The organism is Enterobacter sp. EC_50, from assembly GCF_019584525.1.
In the GTDB taxonomy this organism is placed as follows: domain Bacteria; phylum Pseudomonadota; class Gammaproteobacteria; order Enterobacterales; family Enterobacteriaceae; genus Enterobacter; species Enterobacter roggenkampii.
In genome coordinates, this window is record NZ_VDAF01000008.1 from 107,565 (window position 1) to 129,819 (window position 22,255).

A 22,255-nucleotide genomic window follows, 5' to 3' on the forward strand; every position below is an offset into this window, starting at 1 on the left:
AGAGAGTACCAGGTTAACCAGTCGATTTTTTACGAAACGGCGTGAACCGTTACGCCAGAACCATGCTTGGCGCTTTGAAAGCCAACGGCAGTTCTGCTTCGTCTTCGAAGGTCACATATTCCCAGGCTTCCTGTTTTGCCAGGACGGCCTGCAACAGTTTGTTGTTCAGCGCATGACCGGATTTGAACGCGGTAAATGCACCAATGATGTTGTGACCACACATGAACAGGTCGCCGATAGCGTCCAGCATTTTGTGACGAACGAATTCATCTTCGAAACGCAGGCCGTCTTCGTTCAGTACGCGATAATCGTCAACAACGATGGCACAATCGAAGCTGCCGCCCAGGCACAGGCCGCGGGACTGCAGATATTCGATATCACGCATGAAGCCAAACGTACGGGCTCGGCTGATCTGGCGCATAAACGCATCGGCAGAGAAGTTCATCGCATAGCGCTGGGTGCTGGAATCAATCGCCGGATGGTTAAAGTCGATGGTAAAGTCCAGCGAGAAACCATTGTACGGTTTGAATTCAGCCCACTTGTCACCATCTTCGACGCGAACGGTCTCTTTGATGCGGACAAATTTCTTCGCGCAGTTCAGTTCTTCGATGCCGGCATCCAGCAACAGATAGACGAACGGTGCAGCACTGCCATCCATAATCGGGATTTCTGGCGCATCGACTTCAACAATAATGTTGTCGATACCCAGACCCGCCAGGGCGGCGTTCAGGTGCTCTACGGTAGAAATCCGCACGTCATGCTCGTTCACCAGACAAGTACAGAGCATAGTATCACGCACAGATTTGGCATCGGCCGGAAAATCTACCGGTGGATTCAAGTCGGTGCGACGATAGATGACCCCGGTATTGGCCGGCGCAGGGCGTAACGTCAGCGTGACTTTCTTGCCGGTATGTAAACCGACACCCGTCGCCTGAACGATACGTTTAAGTGTCCTTTGTTTGATCATCGTATAATCTCGCCAAATTAACTATCCAACCGAGAGTGTATATCACTAACGGTGGGCCAGTTTAGCACAAAGAGCGCAAATCCCCTAATTCCAGCCAATTCTTAATCAGCTTGCTTACGCAGGAACGCCGGGATATCCAGATAATCTGGCTCTTTCGCCGTTTGCGGCGTTGGGTCGTTCACCACTTTCGCGGCCGGTTTCTGCTCCTGAGTCAGCGGAGACATACCGTGCTGCTGGTAACGATCCATTACCGGTTGCTGAGTCTGCTTGTTAGTCACTAAGGTGATCTCAGGACGCTTGTCCATACCGATACCGGTTGCCACAACGGTAACACGCAGCTCGTCGTTCATTTCAGGGTCAAGTGAAGTACCGATTACCACGGTAGCGTTGTCAGAGGCGAACGCACGGATGGTGTTACCCACGGTTTCGAACTCATCCAGACGCAGGTCAAAGCCAGCGGTAATGTTGACCAGCACGCCGCGCGCACCAGACAGGTCGATATCTTCCAGCAGTGGAGAAGAGATAGCCATTTCAGCCGCTTCTTCTGCACGGTCTTCGCCGCTCGCCACGCCAGAGCCCATCATCGCGTAGCCCATTTCAGACATCACGGTGCGAACGTCTGCAAAGTCAACGTTCATCAGGCCAGGACGGGTAATCAGTTCAGCGATACCCTGAACCGCGCCTTTCAGCACGTCGTTTGCTGCGCCGAAGGCGTCAAGCAGGGAGATACCACGACCCAGAACTTTCAACAGTTTGTCGTTCGGGATGGTGATCAGCGAGTCCACATGCTTGGACAGCTCGGTGATACCCTGCTCCGCGAAGGCCATACGCTTCTTGCCTTCAAAATTGAAAGGCTTGGTCACGACAGCAACGGTCAGGATACCTAAATCTTTAGCTACTTCAGCGACAACAGGTGCTGCGCCGGTACCGGTACCGCCCCCCATACCTGCTGCGATGAAGACCATGTCCGCACCTTCCAGTGCAGCGCGCAGGGCTTCACGATCTTCTTCAGCCGCATTGCGACCCACTTCCGGGTTAGCCCCAGCTCCCAGCCCTTTGGTGATACCACCGCCGATCTGGATAGTCTGGCCTACCGCCGTCTTACGCAGTGCCTGCGCATCGGTGTTAACCGCGAAGAATTCAACACCTTCAATGCGTTCACGCACCATATGCTCTACGGCGTTACCGCCGCCGCCACCGACGCCGATGACTTTAATCACCGCGTCGTTGGTCAGTTCCATAGGTTCAAACATAATTTCTCTCTCCGTTGTGCCTGTCGCCCGAGACCGCTAATTCTCTCCGGTCTCTTAAAAAAATTAAAACTCTTTTCGCAACCAGTTGTTCAGTCGTTTGACCCACGACCCCACTGAGACGCGTTTTTCCACTTCCGCTTCACCACTGAGATGAGATTCCTTCCCGTAGTGGAGCAGGCCCACAGCCGTTGAATAATACGGCTCCTGAGCATAATCCGTTAAACCGGTGATATTCAGCGGCGCCCCAATACGTACCTGCGTATGGAAGACGCGCTGCGCACAGGCCGCAAGACCTTCAATTTGCGCTGCACCGCCGGTTAATACAATCCCCGCCGCAAGATGATGTTTAACACCCTGCTGACGAAGCTGTTCCTGTAACTGTAAAATTTCTTCGTTGACCAGGTTGAGCAGCTCGGTATAGCGCGGTTCGATCACCTCTGCCAACGTTTGGCGCTGCAGGCTGCGCGGTGGACGACCACCGACGCTTGGCACTTCAACGCTCTCATCTTTGCCAACGATAGAACCCAGCGCACAGCCGTGGCGCACTTTAATCGCTTCTGCATCGCTCGGTGGCGTACCAAAAGCGTAAGCAATATCGCTGGTCACGACGTTCCCTGCGTACGGGATCACTTTGGTGTGGCGCAGCGCACCGCCGGTATACACGGCCATGTCCATTGTACCACCACCAATATCGACCACACAGACACCCAGTTCACGTTCATCTTCGGTCAGTACGGAATAACTTGCCGCCAGACCGGCGAAAATAAGTTGGTCAACTTTCAGGCCACAACGTTCAACGGCTTTTACAATGTTCTTCGCCATATCGTTGTGACATGTGATCAGGTGCACTTTTGCCTGCATACGAACGCCTGACAGACCAACAGGGTTTTTGATCCCTTCCTGGTAGTCAATCGCATATTCCTGCGGGATCACGTGCAATACGCGATGCTCATCGCGAACACGCACGGACTTCGCCGTATGCACAACGTTTTCAACGTCTTCCTGCGTCACTTCCTCTTCGGAAATCGGCACCATACCGATTTCGTTCTGGCAGCTAATGTGCTTACCAGAAAGGGCAAGATAGACAGAAGAAATCTGGCAATCTGCCATCAATTCAGCCTGATCGATGGCGCGCTGGACGCATTTCACCACCGATTCAAGATCGTTTACCCCACCTTTATCCATACCACGTGACGGGCAACTGCCCACGCCAATGATATTGACCATACCGTCGGGCAGAACTTCCCCTACTAAAGCGGCAACCTTCGCGGTGCCAATCTCCAGTCCAACTACCAGTTTTCTGTCCGTCGCCTTGATCATTGTTGTTCTGCCTGTACCTGTGCCTGATTCTGTTGCTGATTAGGTTCCTCGACCGGAGCCGGTACCCAACCGACTGCTGCGCCTGAGTCATAGCGCAAATCAACGTAGCTTATCCGTTTGCCGTCAGTCTGTGCCTGCTGCTGTAAAACCGGGTAAAGTTCGACAAAACGCGCCAGACGCTTCATGGTGTCCCCGCGTCCCAGGTTGAGCTTAATGCCGTTCGTTAACGTAAGTTGCCAGGAGCGGCGCGCCGTCATTGCAGCATCTTTTAACGTAAACCTGTCCTTCGCCAGCACCTGGCCCATTTCACGAAAACCCTGTAACACCTCGTTTTCGCTGCCTTCAGGGCCATACAACATCGGTAAATTCTGCTTGTTGACACGATCGGTCGGGACGCTGAAGGAATTTCCGTCGACGTCAACCATGTGCTGATCATTCCAACGCGCAATGGGCACATATTCAACCAGATGAATCTTCAATTCATCAGGCCATTGCTTTCTTACGCTCGCCTGTTTTATCCATGGCAGACGTTCAATCTGGCTTTGGATAATATTGACGTCCTGCGTCATAAAGGTGCCAGGCGAGCCCAGCGCCAGTATTGACTGGCGAATATCGTCGTTACGCGTGTAGTGACGCTCACCGGTGACCACCAGCTTAGAAAGCGGCAACCGCTGCGCATCTTCCATCCAGCCCAGTACCATCCAGCCGCTGATAAACACGGTGCACAGCACCCCGAGCAGGAAAATGATGCCTGCAAGACGCGTTCCATTACTGCGGCGTGAAGAGGTGTATTCTTCCTCGTCATCGCGGTTGCGCGTGTTCAATGCAGCCTGAGACATATCAGCCCGCCTGGTCCAGAATGCGTACGACTAACTGCGAGAAGCTCATCCCCGCCTGACGCGCAGCCATCGGCACAAGGCTGTGGCTCGTCATACCCGGAGAGGTGTTGGCTTCCAGCAGATAAAATTGTCCATCCCGGTCCTGCATCACGTCGATGCGTCCCCAGCCCTGGCAACCCAGAACATGCCAGGCTTTAAGCACCAGGGACTGTAAATCGGCTTCACGCTCAGCTTCAAGACCACTTGGGCAGAAATATTGCGTCTCATCAGAGAGATACTTCGCCTCATAATCATAGAAGACTCCGGCGGGTTGGATACGGATTGACGGTAAAATTTCTTCGCCAAGCATCGCGACGGTAAATTCCGGCCCGCTAAGCCATTTTTCTATCAGAACTTCATCATCATGTTGAAATGCCAGCGCTAAAGCGGACGCTAAATCGTCAGCTTTGTCGACTTTGGACATTCCCACGCTGGAGCCTTCCCGACTGGGCTTTACAATAACCGGTAAGCCCAGTTCAGCAATGCGTGCATTAACGCTATCCGGCAGGCCCAATTCAAATTCGCGACGCGTCAGTGCCACCCATGGCGCAACAGGTAAACCTGCGCCCTGCCACAGCAGCTTGCTGCGCAGTTTATCCATAGAGATAGCAGACGCCATCACGCCGCTGCCGGTGTATGGCAGACCGATCAGATCCAGAAGCCCCTGCAGGGTGCCGTCTTCGCCGCCACGACCGTGTAAAGCGATAAAGACTTTATCGAAGCCCATGGCTTTTAACTGCGTCACGTCGACCTCTTTTGGATCGACCAGGTGCGCATTAACGCCACCTTCACGCAGGCCCGCCAGTACAGCGGCGCCGGAATTCAGGGAAACCTCGCGCTCGGCGGAGGTGCCGCCAGACAGGACAGCAATCTTATCAGCCATGATGCTCATCCTCCTGGTTTTGCGGCTTCAGTTTGATTTCAGCTAAGGTACGGGCGATTTTGCCGATATTTCCCGCGCCCTGAATCAGAATCAGATCGTTACCTGTCAGGACCGGTGCCAGAATTTCCGCCACCTGCGCAGGGTCAGAAACCAGAATAGGGTCAACTTTACCGCGTCCACGAATGGTGCGACACAGAGAACGACTGTCTGCACCAGGAATCGGCGTCTCGCCTGCGGCGTACACATCCAGCATTAACAGGGTGTCTACCTGTGACAGGACGCTGGCGAAATCGTCATACAGATCGCGCGTACGCGTGAAGCGGTGCGGCTGGAACACCATCACCAGATTTTTGTCTGGCCAGCCTGCACGAGCGGCTTTGATGGTGGCGTCCACTTCGGTCGGATGGTGGCCATAGTCGTCCACCAGCATCGCCGTACCGGCTTTACCGTTCACGGCATCCAGCGGGAATTCACCGAGGAAATCGAAACGACGCCCGGTGCCCTGGAAGCTTTCCAGTGCGCGCAGAATCGCATCATCATCAATGCCTTCTTCCGTCGCGACGGTCACTGCCGCTGCGGCATTGAGCGCGTTATGGCGCCCTGGCGCATTCAGCGTCACGTGCAGCAGCTCTTTGTCCTGACGCGCCAGCGTGAAGTGTCCCTGCGCGCCAATCTGTTTGTACTCTTCCACGCGGACGTCAGCGTCTTCGCTGAAGCCGTAGGTGGTGATTTGACGACCCACGCGCGGCAGCAACTCGCGGATCACCGGATCGTCCACGCACATCACCGCACGCCCGTAGAACGGCAGGTTGTGCAGGAAGTTGATAAAGGTCTGCTTTAAGTTCTCGAAGTCACCCTGGTAGGTATCCATATGGTCAGCTTCGATGTTGGTGACAATCGCCACCATCGGCTGCAGGTGCAGGAACGACGCGTCGCTCTCGTCCGCTTCAGCAATCAGATAACGACTGTGGCCCAGACGCGCATGTACGCCCGCGGCTTTGACCAGACCGCCGTTGACGAACGTCGGGTCGAGACCCGCTTCTGCATAAATACTGGAAACCATCGCCGTGGTCGTGGTTTTACCGTGGGTCCCGGCAATCGCGATGCCGTGGCGGAAGCGCATCAGTTCCGCCAACATTTCGGCACGGCGGATCACCGGAATGCGCGCGTCGTGAGCGGCAACGATTTCCGGGTTGTCAGAAGAGATGGCGCTTGAGACCACCACCACGCTCGCATCGCGCACGTTTTCCGGGCGATGGTTGAAATAGATAGTCGCCCCAAGCGACGCCAGCTGCTGCGTTACAGGGTTTGGCGCCAGGTCAGACCCGCTGATCTGATAGCCTTCGTTAGCTAACACTTCGGCAATACCGCCCATGCCGGCACCACCGATGCCAACAAAGTGAATGTGCCGGACGCGACGCATCTCGGGCACGATTGAACGCAGTTTTGCCAGTTGTTGTGTATTCATTCTCTAAACGCCATCGACTACTTAAAATTCGTGCCGCGCTTCACGCGCTGCGAGGGTTAAGCCTGGGCTGCCAGGCTCACTTCTTTTGCCACCCGTTCCGTCGCATCAGGGATAGCCGCCGCGCGCGCGCGTTCAGCCATCTCAAGCAATACGTCTCTGTTCCAGCCCGCCAGGGTGGTGGCGACCGCGTCGGCGGTAAATTGTGGCTGCTCAAAAATTTTCGCCGCACCGGCTTTCTCAAGCGGCAGGGCATTCCAGTACTGCTGTCTGTCTTTGTGCTGGAAAGGCACAAACAGGGCTGGCAGACCCGCGGCAGCGATTTCGCTTACCGTTAAGGCGCCAGAACGACAGACCACGACATCGGCCCAGGCATACGCTGCCGCCATGTCGTCGATAAATTCCGTCACGTTATGCTGCGGCTGCCCCGCCTCGGCGTAAGCCTGCTCAACGGTCTGCTGAGCGCCTTTTCCGCTCTGGTGCCAGATGGTGACGGCATCCCCCAGCTTTGCAGCAACCTGCGGCATCGTCTGGTTTAAAATGCGTGCCCCCTGAGAGCCACCGACGACCAGCACACGAACCGGCCCTTCACGGCCCGCCAGGCGAGCGTCCGGCAACGGCAGCGCCAGCACGTCCACACGGACCGGGTTACCTACCACGTCCGCTTTCGGGAACGCGCCGGGAAACGCCTGCATGACTTTGGTGGCGATTTTCGCCAGCCATTTGTTGGTCAGACCGGCAATACCGTTCTGCTCATGCAGTACGACGGGAATACCTAACGACCACGCTGCCAGCCCGCCCGGCCCCGAGACATAGCCGCCCATGCCCAGCACCACATCGGGCTTAAAGCGCTTCATAATGGTGCGCGCCTGACGCCAGGCGTTAAAAATGCGCACCGGAGCCAGCAGCATTGCCTTGAGGCCTTTGCCGCGCAGGCCGGAAATACGAATAAAGTCGATCTCAATACCGTGTTTCGGTACCAGGTCGGCCTCCATGCGGTCTGCGGTTCCCAGCCAGCGTACCTGCCAGCCCTGATCCATTAAATGGTGCGCAACCGCCAGTCCCGGGAACACATGTCCGCCGGTACCGCCTGCCATCACCATTAACCGCTTCGGTTGATTCATCGTGAACCTCGTGTAAACGCCTGGGCTTTTTCCAGACGCGTTTCATAATCTATGCGCAACAACAGCATGATGGCCGTCGACATAATCAACAGACTGGAACCACCATAACTGATCAACGGCAACGTCAGACCTTTGGTCGGCAGCATACCCGCTGCGGCCCCGACGTTAACCAATGCCTGGAAACTAAACCAGATACCAATTGAGCAGGCCAGGAAGCCTGAGAAACGGTGATCGATCTCCAGCGCTTTCCGGCCGATGGACATGGCGCGGAAAGCGACGAAGAATACCATTAATAGCGCTAATACCACACCGATATAACCCAGTTCTTCCGCAATAATGGAGAAGATGAAGTCAGTATGCGCTTCCGGTAAATACTCCAGTTTCTGTACCGAGTTACCCAGCCCCTGCCCCCAGAGCTCACCACGACCAAAGGCCATGAGTGACTGCGTCAGCTGATAACCGCTGCCGAACGGGTCTTCCCACGGGTTCCAGAAAGAGGTCACGCGGCGAATACGGTAAGGCTCGGCGAGGATCAGCAGCACAACCGCTGAAATCCCCATCCCAATGATGGCGATGAACTGCCACAGCTTCGCGCCCGCCAGGAACAGCATGGCCAGCGTGGTGACAAACAGTACTACCACCGTACCGAGGTCAGGCTGCGCCAGCAGTAAGACCGCCAGCACCAGAATCACGCCCATCGGTTTTAAGAAGCCGCGCAGGTTGTTACGCACTTCATCTACTTTACGCACCAGGTAGTTCGCCAGGTAGCAGAACAGGGAGAGCTTGGTAAATTCCGCAGGCTGAATACGCAGCGGACCAAAGGCGATCCAGCGTGATGCCCCGTTTACGGAACTCCCCACCACCAGAACGATCAGCAGCATAATGATCGAGGCGATCAGCATCGCCGTACTGTGCCGCTGCCAGAACTCCATCGGTAGACGCAAGGTCACCAGCGCCAGGCAGAATGCCAGGATGATGTAGAGACCATCACGTTTGGCAAACAGGAAAGGATCGTTCGCCAGACGCTGCCCGACGGGCATTGACGCTGACGTCACCATAATAAAGCCGACCGCCGCGAGCCCCATTGTGAGCCAGAACAGCGTGCGGTCGTACATGATCAGGCTGTCGTTATCTTTTTGACGAGAGCCCATCACCCAGCCTTTGAGCGCCGCAAACAACCACACCAGGATCCCAAATCCTGGCAGGCGCGGCATTTTCAGGCGAGGGAGAGATAAACGCATCAGCCTAACTCCTTCGCCAGGCGGGTAAAGACATCACCACGCTGTTCGAAATTCTTGAATTGATCGAGACTGGCACAGGCCGGAGAGAGCAGCACCATATCACCCGGCTTCACGCGAGGGGCAATCAGCCGCATCGCCTGTTCCATGGTTTCGGTTTGCTCGGCGATCTCAGGGCGCAGTTCAGCCAGCTCGCTGCCGTCACGGCCGAAGCAGTAGAGACGGATGTTATCGCCGGAGAGATACGGCTTCAGGGACGAGAAATCAGCAGACTTACCGTCGCCACCCAGCAGCAGATGCAGGGTACCGTCAACGTGCAGCCCGTTCAGCGCGGCCTCCGTGCTGCCCACGTTGGTGGCTTTGGAGTCGTTGATCCAGCGCACGCCGTTGTGCTCCAGCGCCAGCTGGAAACGGTGCGCCAGGCCAGAAAACGTGGTTAACGCTTTCAGGCTCGAGGAGCGCGGCAGCCCCACGGCATCCGCCAGCGCCAGCGCCGCCAGCGCATTGGTATAGTTGTGCTGACCAGAGAGCTTCATCTCTTTCACGTTCAGCACTTTCTCACCTTTCACGCGCAGCCAGGTTTCACCCAGCTGGCGGTTCAGATGGTAATCACCCATGGTGATGCCAAAACTGATGCAGCGCTCGTCTGCGCCACGCACCGGCATGGTCAGCGCGTCATCGGCGTTCACCACGCAGACTTTGGCATTCTCATAAACGCGCAGCTTGGCGGCACGGTACTGCTGCAGACCAAAGGGATATCTGTCCATATGATCTTCAGTCACGTTGAGGATCGTCGCAGCGGCAGCATGCAGGCTGGAGGTCGTTTCCAGCTGGAAGCTGGAAAGCTCGAGAACATACAGTTCACAGCCTTTATCCAGCAGCATCAGAGCAGGCAAACCAATGTTACCGCCAACGCCGACATTCATGCCCGCCGCTTTTGCCATTTCCCCCACCAGGGTGGTGACGGTGCTTTTACCGTTAGAACCGGTAATCGCGATAACGGGCGCCTGCGCTTCGCGGCAGAACAGCTCGATATCGCCAACAATCTCAACGCCCGCATCTGCGGCAGCGCTCAGGGAAGGATGCGCCAGCGCCATACCCGGGCTGGCGACAATCAGATCGGCTGCCAGCAGCCAGTCATCATTCAGACCACCCAGGTGGCGTTCAACCTGTTCCGGCAGCTTGTCCAGACCCGGCGGAGAGACACGCGTATCCATCACGCGCGGCGTCACGCCACGCGCGAGGAAAAAGTCCACGCAGGAGAGCCCCGTGAGGCCCAACCCGATGATAACGACTTTTTTGCCCTGGTAATCTGCCATGATTAACGTACCTTCAGCGTTGCCAGGCCAATCAGCACCAGCATCAGCGAAATAATCCAGAAGCGCACAATGACGCGCGGCTCCGGCCAGCCTTTCAGTTCATAGTGGTGGTGAATCGGCGCCATACGGAAGATGCGCTGACCGCGCAGCTTGAAGGAGCCGACCTGCAAAATCACCGACAGCGTCTCAACCACAAACACGCCGCCCATGATCACCAGCAGGAACTCCTGGCGCAGCAGCACGGCAATAATGCCCAGCGCGCCGCCCAAAGCCAGTGAACCGACGTCACCCATAAAGACCTGAGCCGGATAGGTGTTGAACCACAGGAAGCCAAGACCCGCGCCGACAATCGCCGTACAGACGATCACCAGTTCACCCGCATGACGCAGATAAGGGATGTGCAGGTAGTTCGCAAAGTTCATGTTACCGGTCGCCCACGCCACCAGCGCAAAACCGGCCGCCACGAAGACGGTAGGCATGATTGCCAGGCCATCCAGACCGTCGGTCAGGTTAACGGCGTTACCGGTGCCGACAATCACAAAGTACGCCAGCAGAATGTAGAACAGACCCAGCTGCGGCATCACGTCTTTAAAGAACGGCACGACCAGCTCGGTCGCTGGCGTGTCTTTCCCGGCAAGATACAGTGCGAAGGCCACGCCCAGCGCGATCACCGACATCCAGAAATACTTCCAGCGGGCAATCAGGCCTTTGGTATCTTTGCGGACGACTTTGCGGTAATCATCGACGAAACCGATGATCCCGTAACCCACCAGTACCGTCAGCACACACCAGACGTACGGGTTGGACGGGTACGCCCACAACAGCACGGAAACGACGATGGCAGTCAGGATCATGATCCCGCCCATGGTCGGCGTACCGCGCTTGCTGAAGTGCGATTCCGGGCCGTCGTTACGCACAACCTGGCCGAAAGAGAGCTTTTGCAGACGGGCAATCATGCGCGGGCCCATCCACAACGAGATGAACAGCGCAGTCAGCAGGCTGACGATGGCGCGAAACGTCAGATATGAAAAGACGTTAAAGCCTGAGTAATATTTGACCAAATGTTCGGCCAGCCAAACTAACATGTCCCGTTCTCCTGTAATGCGTGCACAACCTCTTCCATGGCGGCACTACGTGAACCTTTCACTAACACTGTCACAATTTGTTTTTCTGTCATTAATGCCTTAAGGCGCTCAATCAAGGCGGCTTTATCGGCAAAATGCTCGCCAACGCCGCTGGCCTGGCTAATCGCCTGGCTCAATTTTCCTGTGCTCAGTACACAGTCCAGCCCCGCCGCTTTCGCCGCTTCACCGACCTGGGTATGACAGGCTTCGCTTTCGTCGCCCAGTTCTGCCATGTCGCCAACCACCATGATGCGGTAGCCCGGCATTTCAGATAACACCTGCACCGCCGCCGTCATCGAGCCAACATTTGCGTTGTAGGAGTCATCCAGCAGCAGCTTGTTTTCCGAAAGCTGAATCGGGAACAGGCGTCCCGGTACGGCTTTCAGGTTCGCCAGCCCGGCTTTGATTGCCTCATGTGAAGCGCCCACCGCCGTTGACAGCGCCGCCGCCGCAAGGGCATTGGCGATGTTATGACGACCCGGCAGCGGCAGCAGCACCTCCACGCCACCCGTTGGGGTAGTGAGGGTGAACTCGGTGCCGTGCGACGTCACATGGATATTGGTCGCCGTAAAATCACTGTTGGCCGCATTTGGTGAGAAGCGCCAGGTTTTACGCGCACCAATAATGCTCTGCCAGTTCAGCCAGTCGTTGTTATCGGCGTTCAGAATGGCAATACCGTTATCCGGCAGGCCGGTGTAAATCTCGCCTTTCGCTTTCGCCACGCCTTCCAGCGAGCCAAAACCTTCCAGGTGCGCAGCCGCGAGGTTATTCACCAGCGCCGCTTCCGGGCGAGTCAGGCTCACGGTCCAGGCGATTTCACCCTGGTGGTTTGCGCCTAACTCGATCACCGCATAGTCATGCTCTTTGGTCAGGCGAAGCAATGTCATCGGCACGCCGATGTCATTATTGAGGTTGCCCGCGGTATAAAGCGTATTGCCGCACTGGCTGAGGATCGCCGCCGTCATCTCTTTCACTGACGTTTTGCCTGATGACCCTGTCAGCGCGACGACGCGAGCCGGCACCTGCTGACGAACCCAGGCAGCCAGCTCACCGAACGCGAGACGCGTATCTTTCACCACAACCTGCGGCAGATCGATATCAAGCTTGCGGCTGACCAGCAGCGCACCGGCGCCGTTCTCTTTGGCCTGCTCGGCAAAATCATGCGCGTCAAAACGCTCGCCTTTCAGCGCCACAAAGAGACAGCCTGCGGTGACTTTACGGGTGTCCGTCGTCACGGCATCGATGGTCAGGTCTTGCCCGTGCAGGTCGCCGTGCAGTACTTCTGCGGCCTGGCTTAAGGAGAGGCTAATCATGCGACAACTCCCAGCAGGCGAGCTGCCGTTACGCGATCCGAGTAGTCCAGACGGCGATTGCCAACGATCTGATAATCTTCATGGCCTTTGCCCGCCAGCAGAACAACATCATTCTCCTGTGCCTGCATGATGGCGTTCGTCACGGCTTCCGCCCGGCCTTCCACGACGCGCGCGCGACCTGCGTCCAGCATACCCGCCAGAATGTCATTAATGATGGCGCGCGGCTCTTCGGTACGCGGGTTGTCATCGGTGACAACCGGAATATCCGCGAACTGTTCCGCAATCGCCCCCATTAGCGGGCGTTTGCCTTTGTCGCGATCGCCGCCGCAGCCAAACACGCACCAGAGCTTACCGGTACAGTGCAGGCGCGCCGCTTCCAGCGCTTTTTCCAGCGCATCCGGCGTGTGGGCATAATCAACCACAACGGTCGGCTTACCCGGCGCACTAAATACTTCCATACGGCCACAAACCGGCTGCAGTCGCGCGGCGGTTTTCAGCAGTTCAGCCATCGGGTAACCCAGCGCCAGCAGCGTTGCCAGGGCCAGCAGCAGGTTGCTGACGTTAAACGCCCCCATCAGGCGGCTTTCAATTTCGCCTTCCCCCCAGGAAGAGGCAAAGCGGATGGTCGCCCCGCTGTCGTGATAATTCACCTCAACCGCCTTCAGCCAGCGGCCGTGGCAGTTCGGATTGATATGGTCTTCCATCGAGACGGCAACTGCATCTGGCAGCTTCGCCAGCCAGCGGCGACCCACTTCATCGTCGGCGTTGATGATGGCCTGACCGTAATGGTGAGTAGAGAATAGCAGCCATTTCGCGGCTTCGTAGTGCTCCATATCACCATGATAATCAAGGTGATCGCGGCTCAGGTTGGTAAACACGGACGCGGCAAATTTCAGCGCCGCGACGCGGTGCTGTACCAGACCGTGCGAAGAGACCTCCATCGCGGCAAAGGTTGCGCCCTGCCCTGCCAGACCGGCAAGCACGTGCTGTACGTCAACCGCCGAGCCGGTGGTGTTTTCCGTCGGGCTCACTTTGCCCAGCAGACCGTTACCTACGGTTCCCATCACCGCACCGGTTTCACCCAGCAGCTGTGCCCACTGCGCCATCAGCTGCGTGGTGGTGGTTTTACCGTTCGTACCCGTTACGCCAACCAGACGCAGCTGGTCGGAAGGTTCGTGATAAAAACGTCCCGCCAGTGCGGAAAGACGTTCGTTTAACTGGCTGAGATAGATGACCGGCACGCCGTGCATTTCACGGATCTCACCGTCGGTTGCCTCATCTTTAGCCTCAGCAATAATGGCAGCCACACCTTGCGCAATCGCCTGCGGGATATAACGACGCCCGTCCGCCTGATGACCGACCACCGCCACAAAAAGATCGCCAGAAGCCGCTACGCGGCTGTCCAGAACCATCTCTCGCAGTGCTCGCTCCGGTGCATTTGGCACCCACGGAGCGAGAAGGTCGCGCAAATTACGATCTGCCACCTGTACCCTCGCCTTGATTAATTACAAATTCACTTTTTTCGCCCGTCGCCAGCGCATCCGGTTCAATGTTCATGGTGCGTAACACGCCGCCCATGATGGCCCCGAACACAGGCGCGGAGACGGCGCCGCCGTAGTATTTACCCGCCTGTGGATCGTTTATCACGACCACCAGCGCAAAACGCGGATTGCTTGCAGGCGCAACGCCTGCGGTATAGGCAATGTATTTGTTGATGTAGCGGCCGTCTGGCCCCACTTTTTTCGCTGTACCGGTTTTAATGGCGATACGATAGCCTTTAATCGCCGCCTTCACGCCGCCGCCGCCCGGCAGCGCCACGCTTTCCATCATGTGCACCACGGTACGAACGATGGATTCCGGGAAGATACGCTCGCCCGGGACCGGTGGATCAACTTTGGTAATCGACAGCGGGCGATAGACGCCATAGCTGCCAATCGTTGCGTAGACTCGCGCTAACTGTAACGGGGTTACCATTAGCCCGTAGCCGAAAGAGAAGGTGGCCCTCTCTATGTCAGACCACCGTTGTTTTTGAGGATATAAGCCACTGCGTTCTCCGACCAACCCCAAATTGGTCGCCTTTCCCAGTCCAAAACGTGAGTAAGTCTCTACTAACGCTGAGGACGGCATCGCTAACGCCAGCTTTGAAACACCGACGTTACTCGACTTCTGTAACACCCCGGTCAGGGTCAATTCGCTGTAGCGCGCCACGTCTTTTATCTCGTGGCCGTTAATACGGTATGGGACAGTGTTCAGGACCGTGTTTTCATTGACAATACCGCGCTGGAGCGCGGTCATCACCACCATCGGCTTCACCGTGGAGCCGGGTTCGAACACGTCGGTAATTGCCCGGTTACGCATGGCATCTTTTGCGGTGCCGGTAAAGTTGTTCGGGTTGTAGGACGGGCTGTTGGCCATCGCCAGCACTTCACCGGTGCTGACATCCACCAGCACGGCGCTGCCTGACTCCGCCTTGTTGAACGCCACCGCGTTGTTCAACTCGCGGTAGACCAGCGCCTGCAGGCGCTCGTCGATACTCAGGGCCAGGTTATGCGCTGCCTGACTGTCCGTGGAAGAGATATCTTCGATGACGCGCCCGTAACGGTCCTTACGCACGATTCGCTCGCCCGGCTGGCCGGTGAGCCACTTATCGAAGCTTTTCTCAACGCCCTCAATCCCCTGGCTGTCGACGTTGGTAAAGCCAATGAGGTGAGCGGTTACTTCGCCGGATGGGTAGTAACGGCGGGATTCTTCACGCAGATGAATACCCGGCAGCTTCAGTTTGCGAATGTAGTCCGCCATGTCAGGGTTAACCTGACGCGCCAGATAGATAAAACGTCCTTTCGGGTTCGCGTTAACGCGGGAAGCCAGCTGATCCAGCGGCATTTTCAGCGCATCAGAGAGGGCTTTCCAGCGGTTATCAAGGGTAATGCCACCGGCGTCGTGCAGCTCTTTCGGATCGGCCCAGATCGCTTTCACCGGCACGCTCACCGCCAGCGGACGACCGGAGCGGTCGGTGATCATCCCGCGGGACGTGGAAACCTCCTGAACGCGCAGAGAGCGCATATCGCCCTGGCGTACCAGCATGTCAGGGGCGACGATTTGCAGCCAGGCCACACGGCCCAGTAGAAAACCCAGCGCCAGTAAAATGCAGCCGCAAAGCAACGCAAAACGCCAACTGATAAAGTTGGCCTGTTCTTCCTGACGTTTTGGTTTTAGCGTTTTTGCCGCTGCTTTCATGCGTCGCGTTTTCCCTTATTTTTGTACTACGATATTTTCCTGTGAAGGATCAACATGCTGCAGCTGCAGCTTTTCCGTTGCGATCCGTTCAACCCGGCTGTGATCGCCGAGCGCGTTTTCTTCAAGGATCAGATTTCGCCATTCAATATCCAGCGCATCGCGTTCCAGTACCATCTGCTCGCGTTGCGCAGTCAATAAACGTGTGTGGTGGGCGGTGGTGACCACCGTCACAGCCGTGACAATGATGCAAATGAACAGACAGAGTGGCAGTTTCCCAAACCGCAAAAGATCGTCGCCGATCACGCCAGGCAAGGCATGGCGCTCGTTGCTTCCTAACGAATCCTTAACTTTGCTTAGGGTCTCTGTCACTCTGCCGATCATGCGTTCGTCCTCTCTGCAACACGCAGCACTGAACTACGGGCGCGTGGATTCTCTGCCACCTCTTCTTCGCCCGGCATCAACTTGCCTAATGCTCGCAACTGACGGCCACCCAGCTTCCTGAGTTGTTCTTCCGTCATCGGCAGCCCCGCGGGTACCTGTGGACCGCGGCTTTGTTCACGCATAAAGCGTTTCACAATACGGTCTTCCAGCGAATGGAAGCTGATGATGGATAACCGCCCACCCGGGGCCAGCACGTCGAGCGAGCTTTTTAGCGCCAGCTCTATTTCCTCCAGTTCACTGTTTACCCAGATGCGAACCGCCTGGAAGGTACGGGTCGCGGGATGTTTGTGCTTATCCTTCACCGGCGTTGCCGCCGCGATCACCTCGGCCAACTCTTTGGTGCGGGTCATCGGCTCAATGCGATTGCGCTCAACAATGGCGCGCGCAATACGTTTGCCAAAGCGCTCTTCGCCGAAGGTTTTGATGACCCATGCAATATCCGCTTCGTCAGCGGTCTGTAACCACTCGGCGGCAGACTGGCCGCGAGTCGGGTCCATACGCATGTCCAGCGGACCATCGCGCATAAAGGAGAAACCGCGTTCAGCATCATCAAGTTGGGGTGAAGAGACGCCAAGATCGAGAAGAATCCCGTCGATCTTGCCCGTCAGGCCGCGCTCAGCCACATAGTCCGCGAGCGCAGAAAAAGGTCCATGCACGATGGAAAAGCGTGGGTCATTGATAGTCTGTGCAACGGCAATTGCCTGCGGATCGCGATCGATTGCCAGCAGACGCCCCTCCTCACCCAGTTGGGAGAGGATCAAACGCGAGTGACCACCGCGACCAAAAGTGCCATCAATGTAGATGCCATCCGGACGAATATTCAGGCCGTTAACGGCCTCGTCCAGTAACACCGTTTTATGTTTATAATTTTCCATCATATTTATAGAGACAAGTCCTGCAGCCGTTCCGATAATGTCGCGGAATCAGACTGCTCAGCGTCGATATCTTCCTTGACCTGTTGATACCAGGTCGTTTCATCCCACAGTTCAAATTTGTTGAACTGCCCGACCAGCATCACTTCTTTGGTCAGACCGGCATGTTGCCGTAACACAGGCGCGATCAGTAATCGCCCTGCGTTATCCATCTGACATTCACTGGCATGTCCCAATAACAACCGCTGCACGCGGCGTTCCTGCGGGTTCATGCTCGACAGTCGCGACAGCTTTTGCTCAATAATTTCCCATTCAGGCAGGGGGTAAAGCAGCAGGCAGGGGGAGTTAATGTCAATGGTGCAAACCATTTGACCCGCAGCGTTCTCAATCAGCTGGTCGCGGTATCGGGTTGGTACCGATAAACGCCCCTTGCTGTCGAGATTGACTAACGTAGCTCCACGGAACATGCCAGTCTCACCCCTCCTCACCACTTTAACCCACAAATTCCCACCTAAAGGAGTTTACGGAGCGAGGGAAAAGCTTGTCAAGCCAGGACTCTCGGCATAAGGACTCGAAAGCCCTCTATTTACAGAGATAAACAGTCCTGGTTAATAACTGCACAACTGGCGAGGCAAAATTAACGTTATGAATATTTGTAAGAAAAAAACCGAATATGCACACTAGCGTTAAGGCTCACTCAATATCATCGCAGATAAATATAAAGTGTCAGTTTGCGACGCGGGCATTTTATGACAGATTCTCAGGGGATGACAGCGCCAGATTCACTCAGGCGAGCGGTAAGCGCAGTGGTTATCGCGTAAGCTGTCAAAGGAAGAGGAAAAAACGTCTGAATATTCATCGACCGAAGAGGGTTTGTAACAAAATAATACAAAGAGTACCGTTTAAAATCGCTGAGATGTTGTTTAAAGGGCAATTTAAAAGCCAAAATGAATAAAGAAAAATAGGCGATTATGATCTCCCAAGAATTATCCTAATTTCTTTCCGGGAATTATCTGCACGAATTATTGCAGCAAAAAGGGGCAGATTTCACCGCCCCGGTCATTTCATTTTTGGCGGCTTAAAATTCCGCGATGGTAGAGATTACGTTTGATACGCGTCAGGCCCGGCTTCGGTTTGCGGGGTTCATCCAGACTCGCCAGCACAATCTCCAGCACGCGTTCAGCCACATCGCGATGGCGCTGTGCAACCGCCAGCACCGGGCACTGAAGGAAGTCGAGCAGCTCATTATCCCCGAACGTGGCAATCGCCAGATCGGAAGGCAGTTTACCTTCACGACGTAAGGTCACATCCATGACACCCTGCAAGAGCGCAAACGAGGTAGTGAACAGCGCCTGAGGCATCGGATGCGTTTCCAGCCATTTTTCGAATAGCTGCGCGGCGGCTTCACGTTCGTAGCTGTTGGCATAGAGGTAGTGAACCTCGCGCGGATCGTCTTTCCATGCCGTTCTGAATCCCTGCTCGCGCAGGAAGCTCACGGAAAGTTCAGGCAGCGCGCCAAGATACAGCACCGTTTCCGCCGGGAACGTCCGCAGCTCTGCGGCCAGCATTTCGGCATCGTCCTGATCGGCACCCACCACGCTGGTGAAGTGCTCGCGATCGAGGGCACGGTCAAGCGCAACGATCGGGAACGGATCATTCGCCCAGCGCTGGTAGAAAGGATGCTCCGGCGGTAAGGAGGTCGAAACAATAATGGCATCCACCTGGCGCTGAAGCAGATGTTCAATGCAGCGCATCTCGTTATCAGGCTGATCTTCCGAGCAGGCAATCAGCAATTGATAGCCGCGCTGACGCGCCTGACGTTCAAGATAGTTGGCGATACGGGTATAGCTGGTGTTTTCCAGGTCCGGGATTACCAGACCAATAGAGCGGGTGCGCCCGGCGCGCAGACCGGCTGCGACAGCATTCGGATGGTAGTTATGTTCACGAACCACCGCCATAACTTTTTCAACGGTCTTGTCGCTGACACGGTACTGCTTTGCTTTACCGTTAATCACATAGCTGGCCGTTGTTCGTGACACGCCGGCTAGCCGGGCGATTTCATCCAGTTTCACAATTGCCCCTTAAAAAAAGAAAAGAGTCCATGGCCCTGTCAAGGTTATGGTTAAATCTTTTAACATCTAAACGCAGAAAAGCCTTCGCGGCAACCGCTTTTATCTGCGTTGTCGGCTGATTACGCAAAAAAAAGCCCGGCTTTGGTGACCGGGCAGAAAGAGGCGAACCTTTTTGACAACTAACGCATGATTTTCTCGCCGCGTGACAGACCCACAACCCCCGATCTCGCCACCTCGACAATTTTTGCGACATCCCGTACGGACGCCAGGAACGCATCCAGCTTGTCGCTCGTCCCGACCAGCTGAACGGTATAAAGAGAAGGCGTGACGTCGATAATCTGTCCGCGGAAAATATCCGCATTGCGTTTGACTTCTTCACGCCCGTAGCCGCTGGCCTGAATTTTCACCAGCATGACCTCACGTTCAACGTAGGCCCCTTGCCCCAGCTCGCTCACGCGCAGCACGTCGACCAGCTTATGCAGCTGTTTCTCAATCTGTTCAAGCACCTTAGCGTCGCCGACGGTTTGGATCGTCATGCGCGACAGCGTTGGGTCTTCCGTCGGGGCGACGGTCAGGCTTTCAATGTTATAGCCGCGCTGCGCAAAAAGGCCAATGACGCGCGACAGTGCGCCAGACTCGTTTTCCAGTAAAACTGATAATATCCGGCGCATATCAGGTTCTCTCCGTTTTGCTTAACCACATTTCATCCATACCACCACCCCGAATATGCATCGGATAGACGTGCTCGGTTCCATCAACAATCACATCCATAAAGACGAGGCGGTTGTTTTTAACGTGCTCAAGCGCTTGTGCGAGCTTCGTTTCCAGCTCGGCCGGATCGGTTACCCGCATGCCAACATGGCCGTAAGCTTCAGCAAGACGAACAAAATCCGGCAGCGATTTCATGTATGACTGTGAGTGACGGCCAGAATAAATCATATCCTGCCACTGCTTCACCATGCCGAGGTAGCCGTTATTCAGGTTCAGCACGAGAACCGGCAGTTCATACTGCAGCGCGGTAGACAGTTCCTGAATGTTCATCTGGATACTACCGTCTCCGGTCACGCAGACGACGGTTTCATCCGGCAGCGCCAGCTTCACGCCCAGCGCGGCTGGCAGACCAAAGCCCATGGTGCCTAAGCCACCCGAGTTGATCCAGTGTCGCGGTTTATCAAACGGATAATACAAGGCAGCAAACATCTGGTGCTGGCCCACGTCTGAGGTCACATACGCTTCACCTTTCGTCAGTCGCCACACCGCTTCGATGACCGCCTGCGGCTTAATGTTTTCGCTCTGCGTGTCATATTTCAGGCACTGACGCGCGCGCCACTGTTCAATCTGCTGCCACCAGTCGCGGATCTCATCCAGCGGCTGGGCCGCTTTCTCCTGGGCCAGCAGCTCCAGCATCTGTTCCAGAACCTGACGGGCATCACCGACGATCGGCACATCAGCCGACACCGTTTTAGATATTGACGTCGGATCGATATCAATATGCAGCACGGTGGCATTCGGGCAATATTTCGCCAGGTTGTTGGTGGTACGATCGTCAAAACGCACACCGACGGCAAAGATCACATCGGAGTGATGCATCGTCATGTTGGCTTCATAGGTACCGTGCATACCCAGCATACCCAGCGCCTGGCGGTGGGTGGCGGGAAACGCCCCCAGCCCCATCAGCGACGACGCAACAGGAAGGTTGAGTTTTTCAATCAGTTCACGAAGCTGGGCTTCACAGGCTGCGTTGATCGCTCCGCCCCCGACATAGACGACCGGTTTTTTGGCTGCCAGAAGCGTTTGCAACGCCCGCTTGATCTGACCTTTATGCCCCTGCGTTGTCGGGTTGTAAGAACGCATGCTCACCGATTCCGGCCAGACGTAAGGCAGCTTGTTTGCCGGGTTCAGAATGTCTTTAGGCAGATCGACCACCACCGGTCCCGGGCGTCCGCTTGCCGCCAGCCAGAAGGCTTTTTTCAGTACGCCGGGAATATCTTCGGTTTGCTTAACCAGGAAGCTGTGCTTCACCACGGGACGCGAAATCCCGACCATGTCGCACTCCTGAAAAGCATCGTAGCCAATCAGCGAGGTGGCTACCTGCCCGGAGAGGATCACCAGCGGGATAGAGTCCATATACGCCGTCGCAATGCCGGTAATGGCGTTTGTCGCGCCGGGGCCGGACGTGACCAGGACCACGCCCACTTCACCCGTCGCACGCGCCAGGCCGTCGGCCATGTGTACGGCCGCCTGCTCGTGACGTACCAGAACATGGTCAATGCCCCCTACCGTATGGAGGGCATCATAAATATCGAGGACCGCGCCGCCAGGGTAGCCGAACACTTGCTTTACGCCCTGATCGATCAGCGACCGGACGACCATTTCCGCGCCAGACAACATCTCCATGCTTTGCCTCCAGGCATTTTGTTATAGACGGACTGCCGAATTCATTTCCGCACCGTCTTACGATTGGGATGAACCAATCTTATATTTTGCAGAGTGTTCTTTACCTTAACCGCTCGTTATGAGGCAGGCAATTAGCAAACCCGGAGAGATAAACGGTGCGTAAAGCAGAAAACGCAGCCGTTAACAGAAGATATGGTTAATTCCTCTGAGAATAGAGGACGGTGTGATAAATCATCGCTGAAAAGCAGGACAATGCAGGAAATCATCTATTTTTGCGTGCCGAAGAGCCGCCCGAAAAAAAGACTCACAGAACAAAATAGCAACTATCCAAAAAAACTCAGGATAAATCACA

19 protein-coding genes are annotated in these 22,255 nt (G+C 55.8%); all 19 read right to left on the minus strand.

Annotated features, from left to right (window positions below; translation table 11 throughout):
- Positions 1–49 precede the first annotated feature (49 nt).
- The 19 genes from lpxC to ilvI all read right to left on the minus strand — a co-directional run bounded on the left by lpxC (position 50) and on the right by ilvI (position 21,903).
- Positions 50–967 (minus strand): UDP-3-O-acyl-N-acetylglucosamine deacetylase, encoded by a 918-nt coding sequence (gene lpxC, locus FHC48_RS08870; protein WP_008501977.1) that lies wholly within the window; start codon positions 965–967, stop codon positions 50–52.
- Positions 968–1,068: 101 nt separating this feature from the next.
- Complete coding sequence (ftsZ, locus tag FHC48_RS08875; RefSeq protein ID WP_008501978.1) at positions 1,069–2,220, minus strand: cell division protein FtsZ; 1,152 nt, start codon at positions 2,218–2,220, stop codon at positions 1,069–1,071.
- A 63-nt stretch (positions 2,221–2,283) separates the two neighbouring features.
- Positions 2,284–3,540 carry a cell division protein FtsA gene (gene ftsA / locus FHC48_RS08880; RefSeq protein WP_006173845.1) on the minus strand — a complete coding sequence of 419 codons (1,257 nt, stop codon included), beginning with the start codon at positions 3,538–3,540 and terminating at the stop codon, positions 2,284–2,286.
- Positions 3,537–4,379 (minus strand): cell division protein FtsQ, encoded by an 843-nt coding sequence (gene ftsQ, locus FHC48_RS08885; RefSeq protein ID WP_008501979.1) that lies wholly within the window; start codon positions 4,377–4,379, stop codon positions 3,537–3,539. The genes ftsA and ftsQ overlap by 4 nt, the downstream gene beginning before the upstream one ends.
- A 1-nt stretch (position 4,380) precedes the next feature.
- Entirely contained in the window at positions 4,381–5,301 is a 921-nt protein-coding gene (locus tag FHC48_RS08890; RefSeq protein ID WP_021240523.1) for a D-alanine--D-alanine ligase, read from the minus strand.
- Positions 5,294–6,769, minus strand: a complete 1,476-nt coding sequence (gene murC, locus FHC48_RS08895; RefSeq protein ID WP_059365092.1) for a UDP-N-acetylmuramate--L-alanine ligase — start codon at positions 6,767–6,769, stop codon at positions 5,294–5,296. The genes FHC48_RS08890 and murC overlap by 8 nt, the downstream gene beginning before the upstream one ends.
- Positions 6,770–6,825: 56 nt before the next feature.
- Positions 6,826–7,890 (minus strand): undecaprenyldiphospho-muramoylpentapeptide beta-N-acetylglucosaminyltransferase, encoded by a 1,065-nt coding sequence (gene murG / locus FHC48_RS08900; RefSeq protein ID WP_021240525.1) that lies wholly within the window; start codon positions 7,888–7,890, stop codon positions 6,826–6,828.
- On the minus strand, positions 7,887–9,131 hold the full coding sequence (ftsW, locus tag FHC48_RS08905) for a cell division protein FtsW (protein ID WP_008501983.1): 1,245 nt from the start codon (positions 9,129–9,131) through the stop codon (positions 7,887–7,889). The genes murG and ftsW overlap by 4 nt, the downstream gene beginning before the upstream one ends.
- The gene (gene murD / locus FHC48_RS08910) at positions 9,131–10,447 is read right to left on the minus strand and encodes a UDP-N-acetylmuramoyl-L-alanine--D-glutamate ligase (RefSeq protein ID WP_023345434.1); all 1,317 of its coding nucleotides are present in this window, start codon (positions 10,445–10,447) and stop codon (positions 9,131–9,133) included. The genes ftsW and murD overlap by 1 nt, the downstream gene beginning before the upstream one ends.
- Before the next feature lie 2 nt (positions 10,448–10,449).
- Positions 10,450–11,532, minus strand: a complete 1,083-nt coding sequence (gene mraY / locus FHC48_RS08915) for a phospho-N-acetylmuramoyl-pentapeptide-transferase (protein WP_008501985.1) — start codon at positions 11,530–11,532, stop codon at positions 10,450–10,452.
- A complete protein-coding gene (gene murF, locus FHC48_RS08920) occupies positions 11,526–12,884 on the minus strand; it encodes a UDP-N-acetylmuramoyl-tripeptide--D-alanyl-D-alanine ligase (protein ID WP_059365093.1) in 1,359 nt (452 codons plus the stop codon). Before murF ends, mraY begins: the two co-directional genes overlap by 7 nt.
- Positions 12,881–14,368 carry a UDP-N-acetylmuramoyl-L-alanyl-D-glutamate--2,6-diaminopimelate ligase gene (murE, locus tag FHC48_RS08925; protein ID WP_023326692.1) on the minus strand — a complete coding sequence of 496 codons (1,488 nt, stop codon included), beginning with the start codon at positions 14,366–14,368 and terminating at the stop codon, positions 12,881–12,883. The genes murF and murE overlap by 4 nt, the downstream gene beginning before the upstream one ends.
- Positions 14,355–16,121 (minus strand): peptidoglycan glycosyltransferase FtsI, encoded by a 1,767-nt coding sequence (locus tag FHC48_RS08930; RefSeq protein WP_008501988.1) that lies wholly within the window; start codon positions 16,119–16,121, stop codon positions 14,355–14,357. The genes murE and FHC48_RS08930 overlap by 14 nt, the downstream gene beginning before the upstream one ends.
- A gap of 15 nt (positions 16,122–16,136) precedes the next feature.
- The gene (gene ftsL / locus FHC48_RS08935; protein ID WP_008501989.1) at positions 16,137–16,502 is read right to left on the minus strand and encodes a cell division protein FtsL; all 366 of its coding nucleotides are present in this window, start codon (positions 16,500–16,502) and stop codon (positions 16,137–16,139) included.
- Positions 16,499–17,440 carry a 16S rRNA (cytosine(1402)-N(4))-methyltransferase RsmH gene (gene rsmH / locus FHC48_RS08940; protein ID WP_021240527.1) on the minus strand — a complete coding sequence of 314 codons (942 nt, stop codon included), beginning with the start codon at positions 17,438–17,440 and terminating at the stop codon, positions 16,499–16,501. The genes ftsL and rsmH overlap by 4 nt, the downstream gene beginning before the upstream one ends.
- A gap of 2 nt (positions 17,441–17,442) precedes the next feature.
- Entirely contained in the window at positions 17,443–17,901 is a 459-nt protein-coding gene (gene mraZ / locus FHC48_RS08945; protein WP_021240528.1) for a division/cell wall cluster transcriptional repressor MraZ, read from the minus strand.
- A gap of 597 nt (positions 17,902–18,498) precedes the next feature.
- Positions 18,499–19,506 carry a catabolite repressor/activator gene (gene cra / locus FHC48_RS08950; RefSeq protein ID WP_008501993.1) on the minus strand — a complete coding sequence of 336 codons (1,008 nt, stop codon included), beginning with the start codon at positions 19,504–19,506 and terminating at the stop codon, positions 18,499–18,501.
- Between the two features lie 179 nt (positions 19,507–19,685).
- Positions 19,686–20,177 carry an acetolactate synthase small subunit gene (gene ilvN, locus FHC48_RS08955; RefSeq protein WP_008501994.1) on the minus strand — a complete coding sequence of 164 codons (492 nt, stop codon included), beginning with the start codon at positions 20,175–20,177 and terminating at the stop codon, positions 19,686–19,688.
- Position 20,178: 1 nt separating this feature from the next.
- A complete protein-coding gene (ilvI, locus tag FHC48_RS08960) occupies positions 20,179–21,903 on the minus strand; it encodes an acetolactate synthase 3 large subunit (RefSeq protein ID WP_119311989.1) in 1,725 nt (574 codons plus the stop codon).
- Positions 21,904–22,255 lie beyond the last annotated feature (352 nt).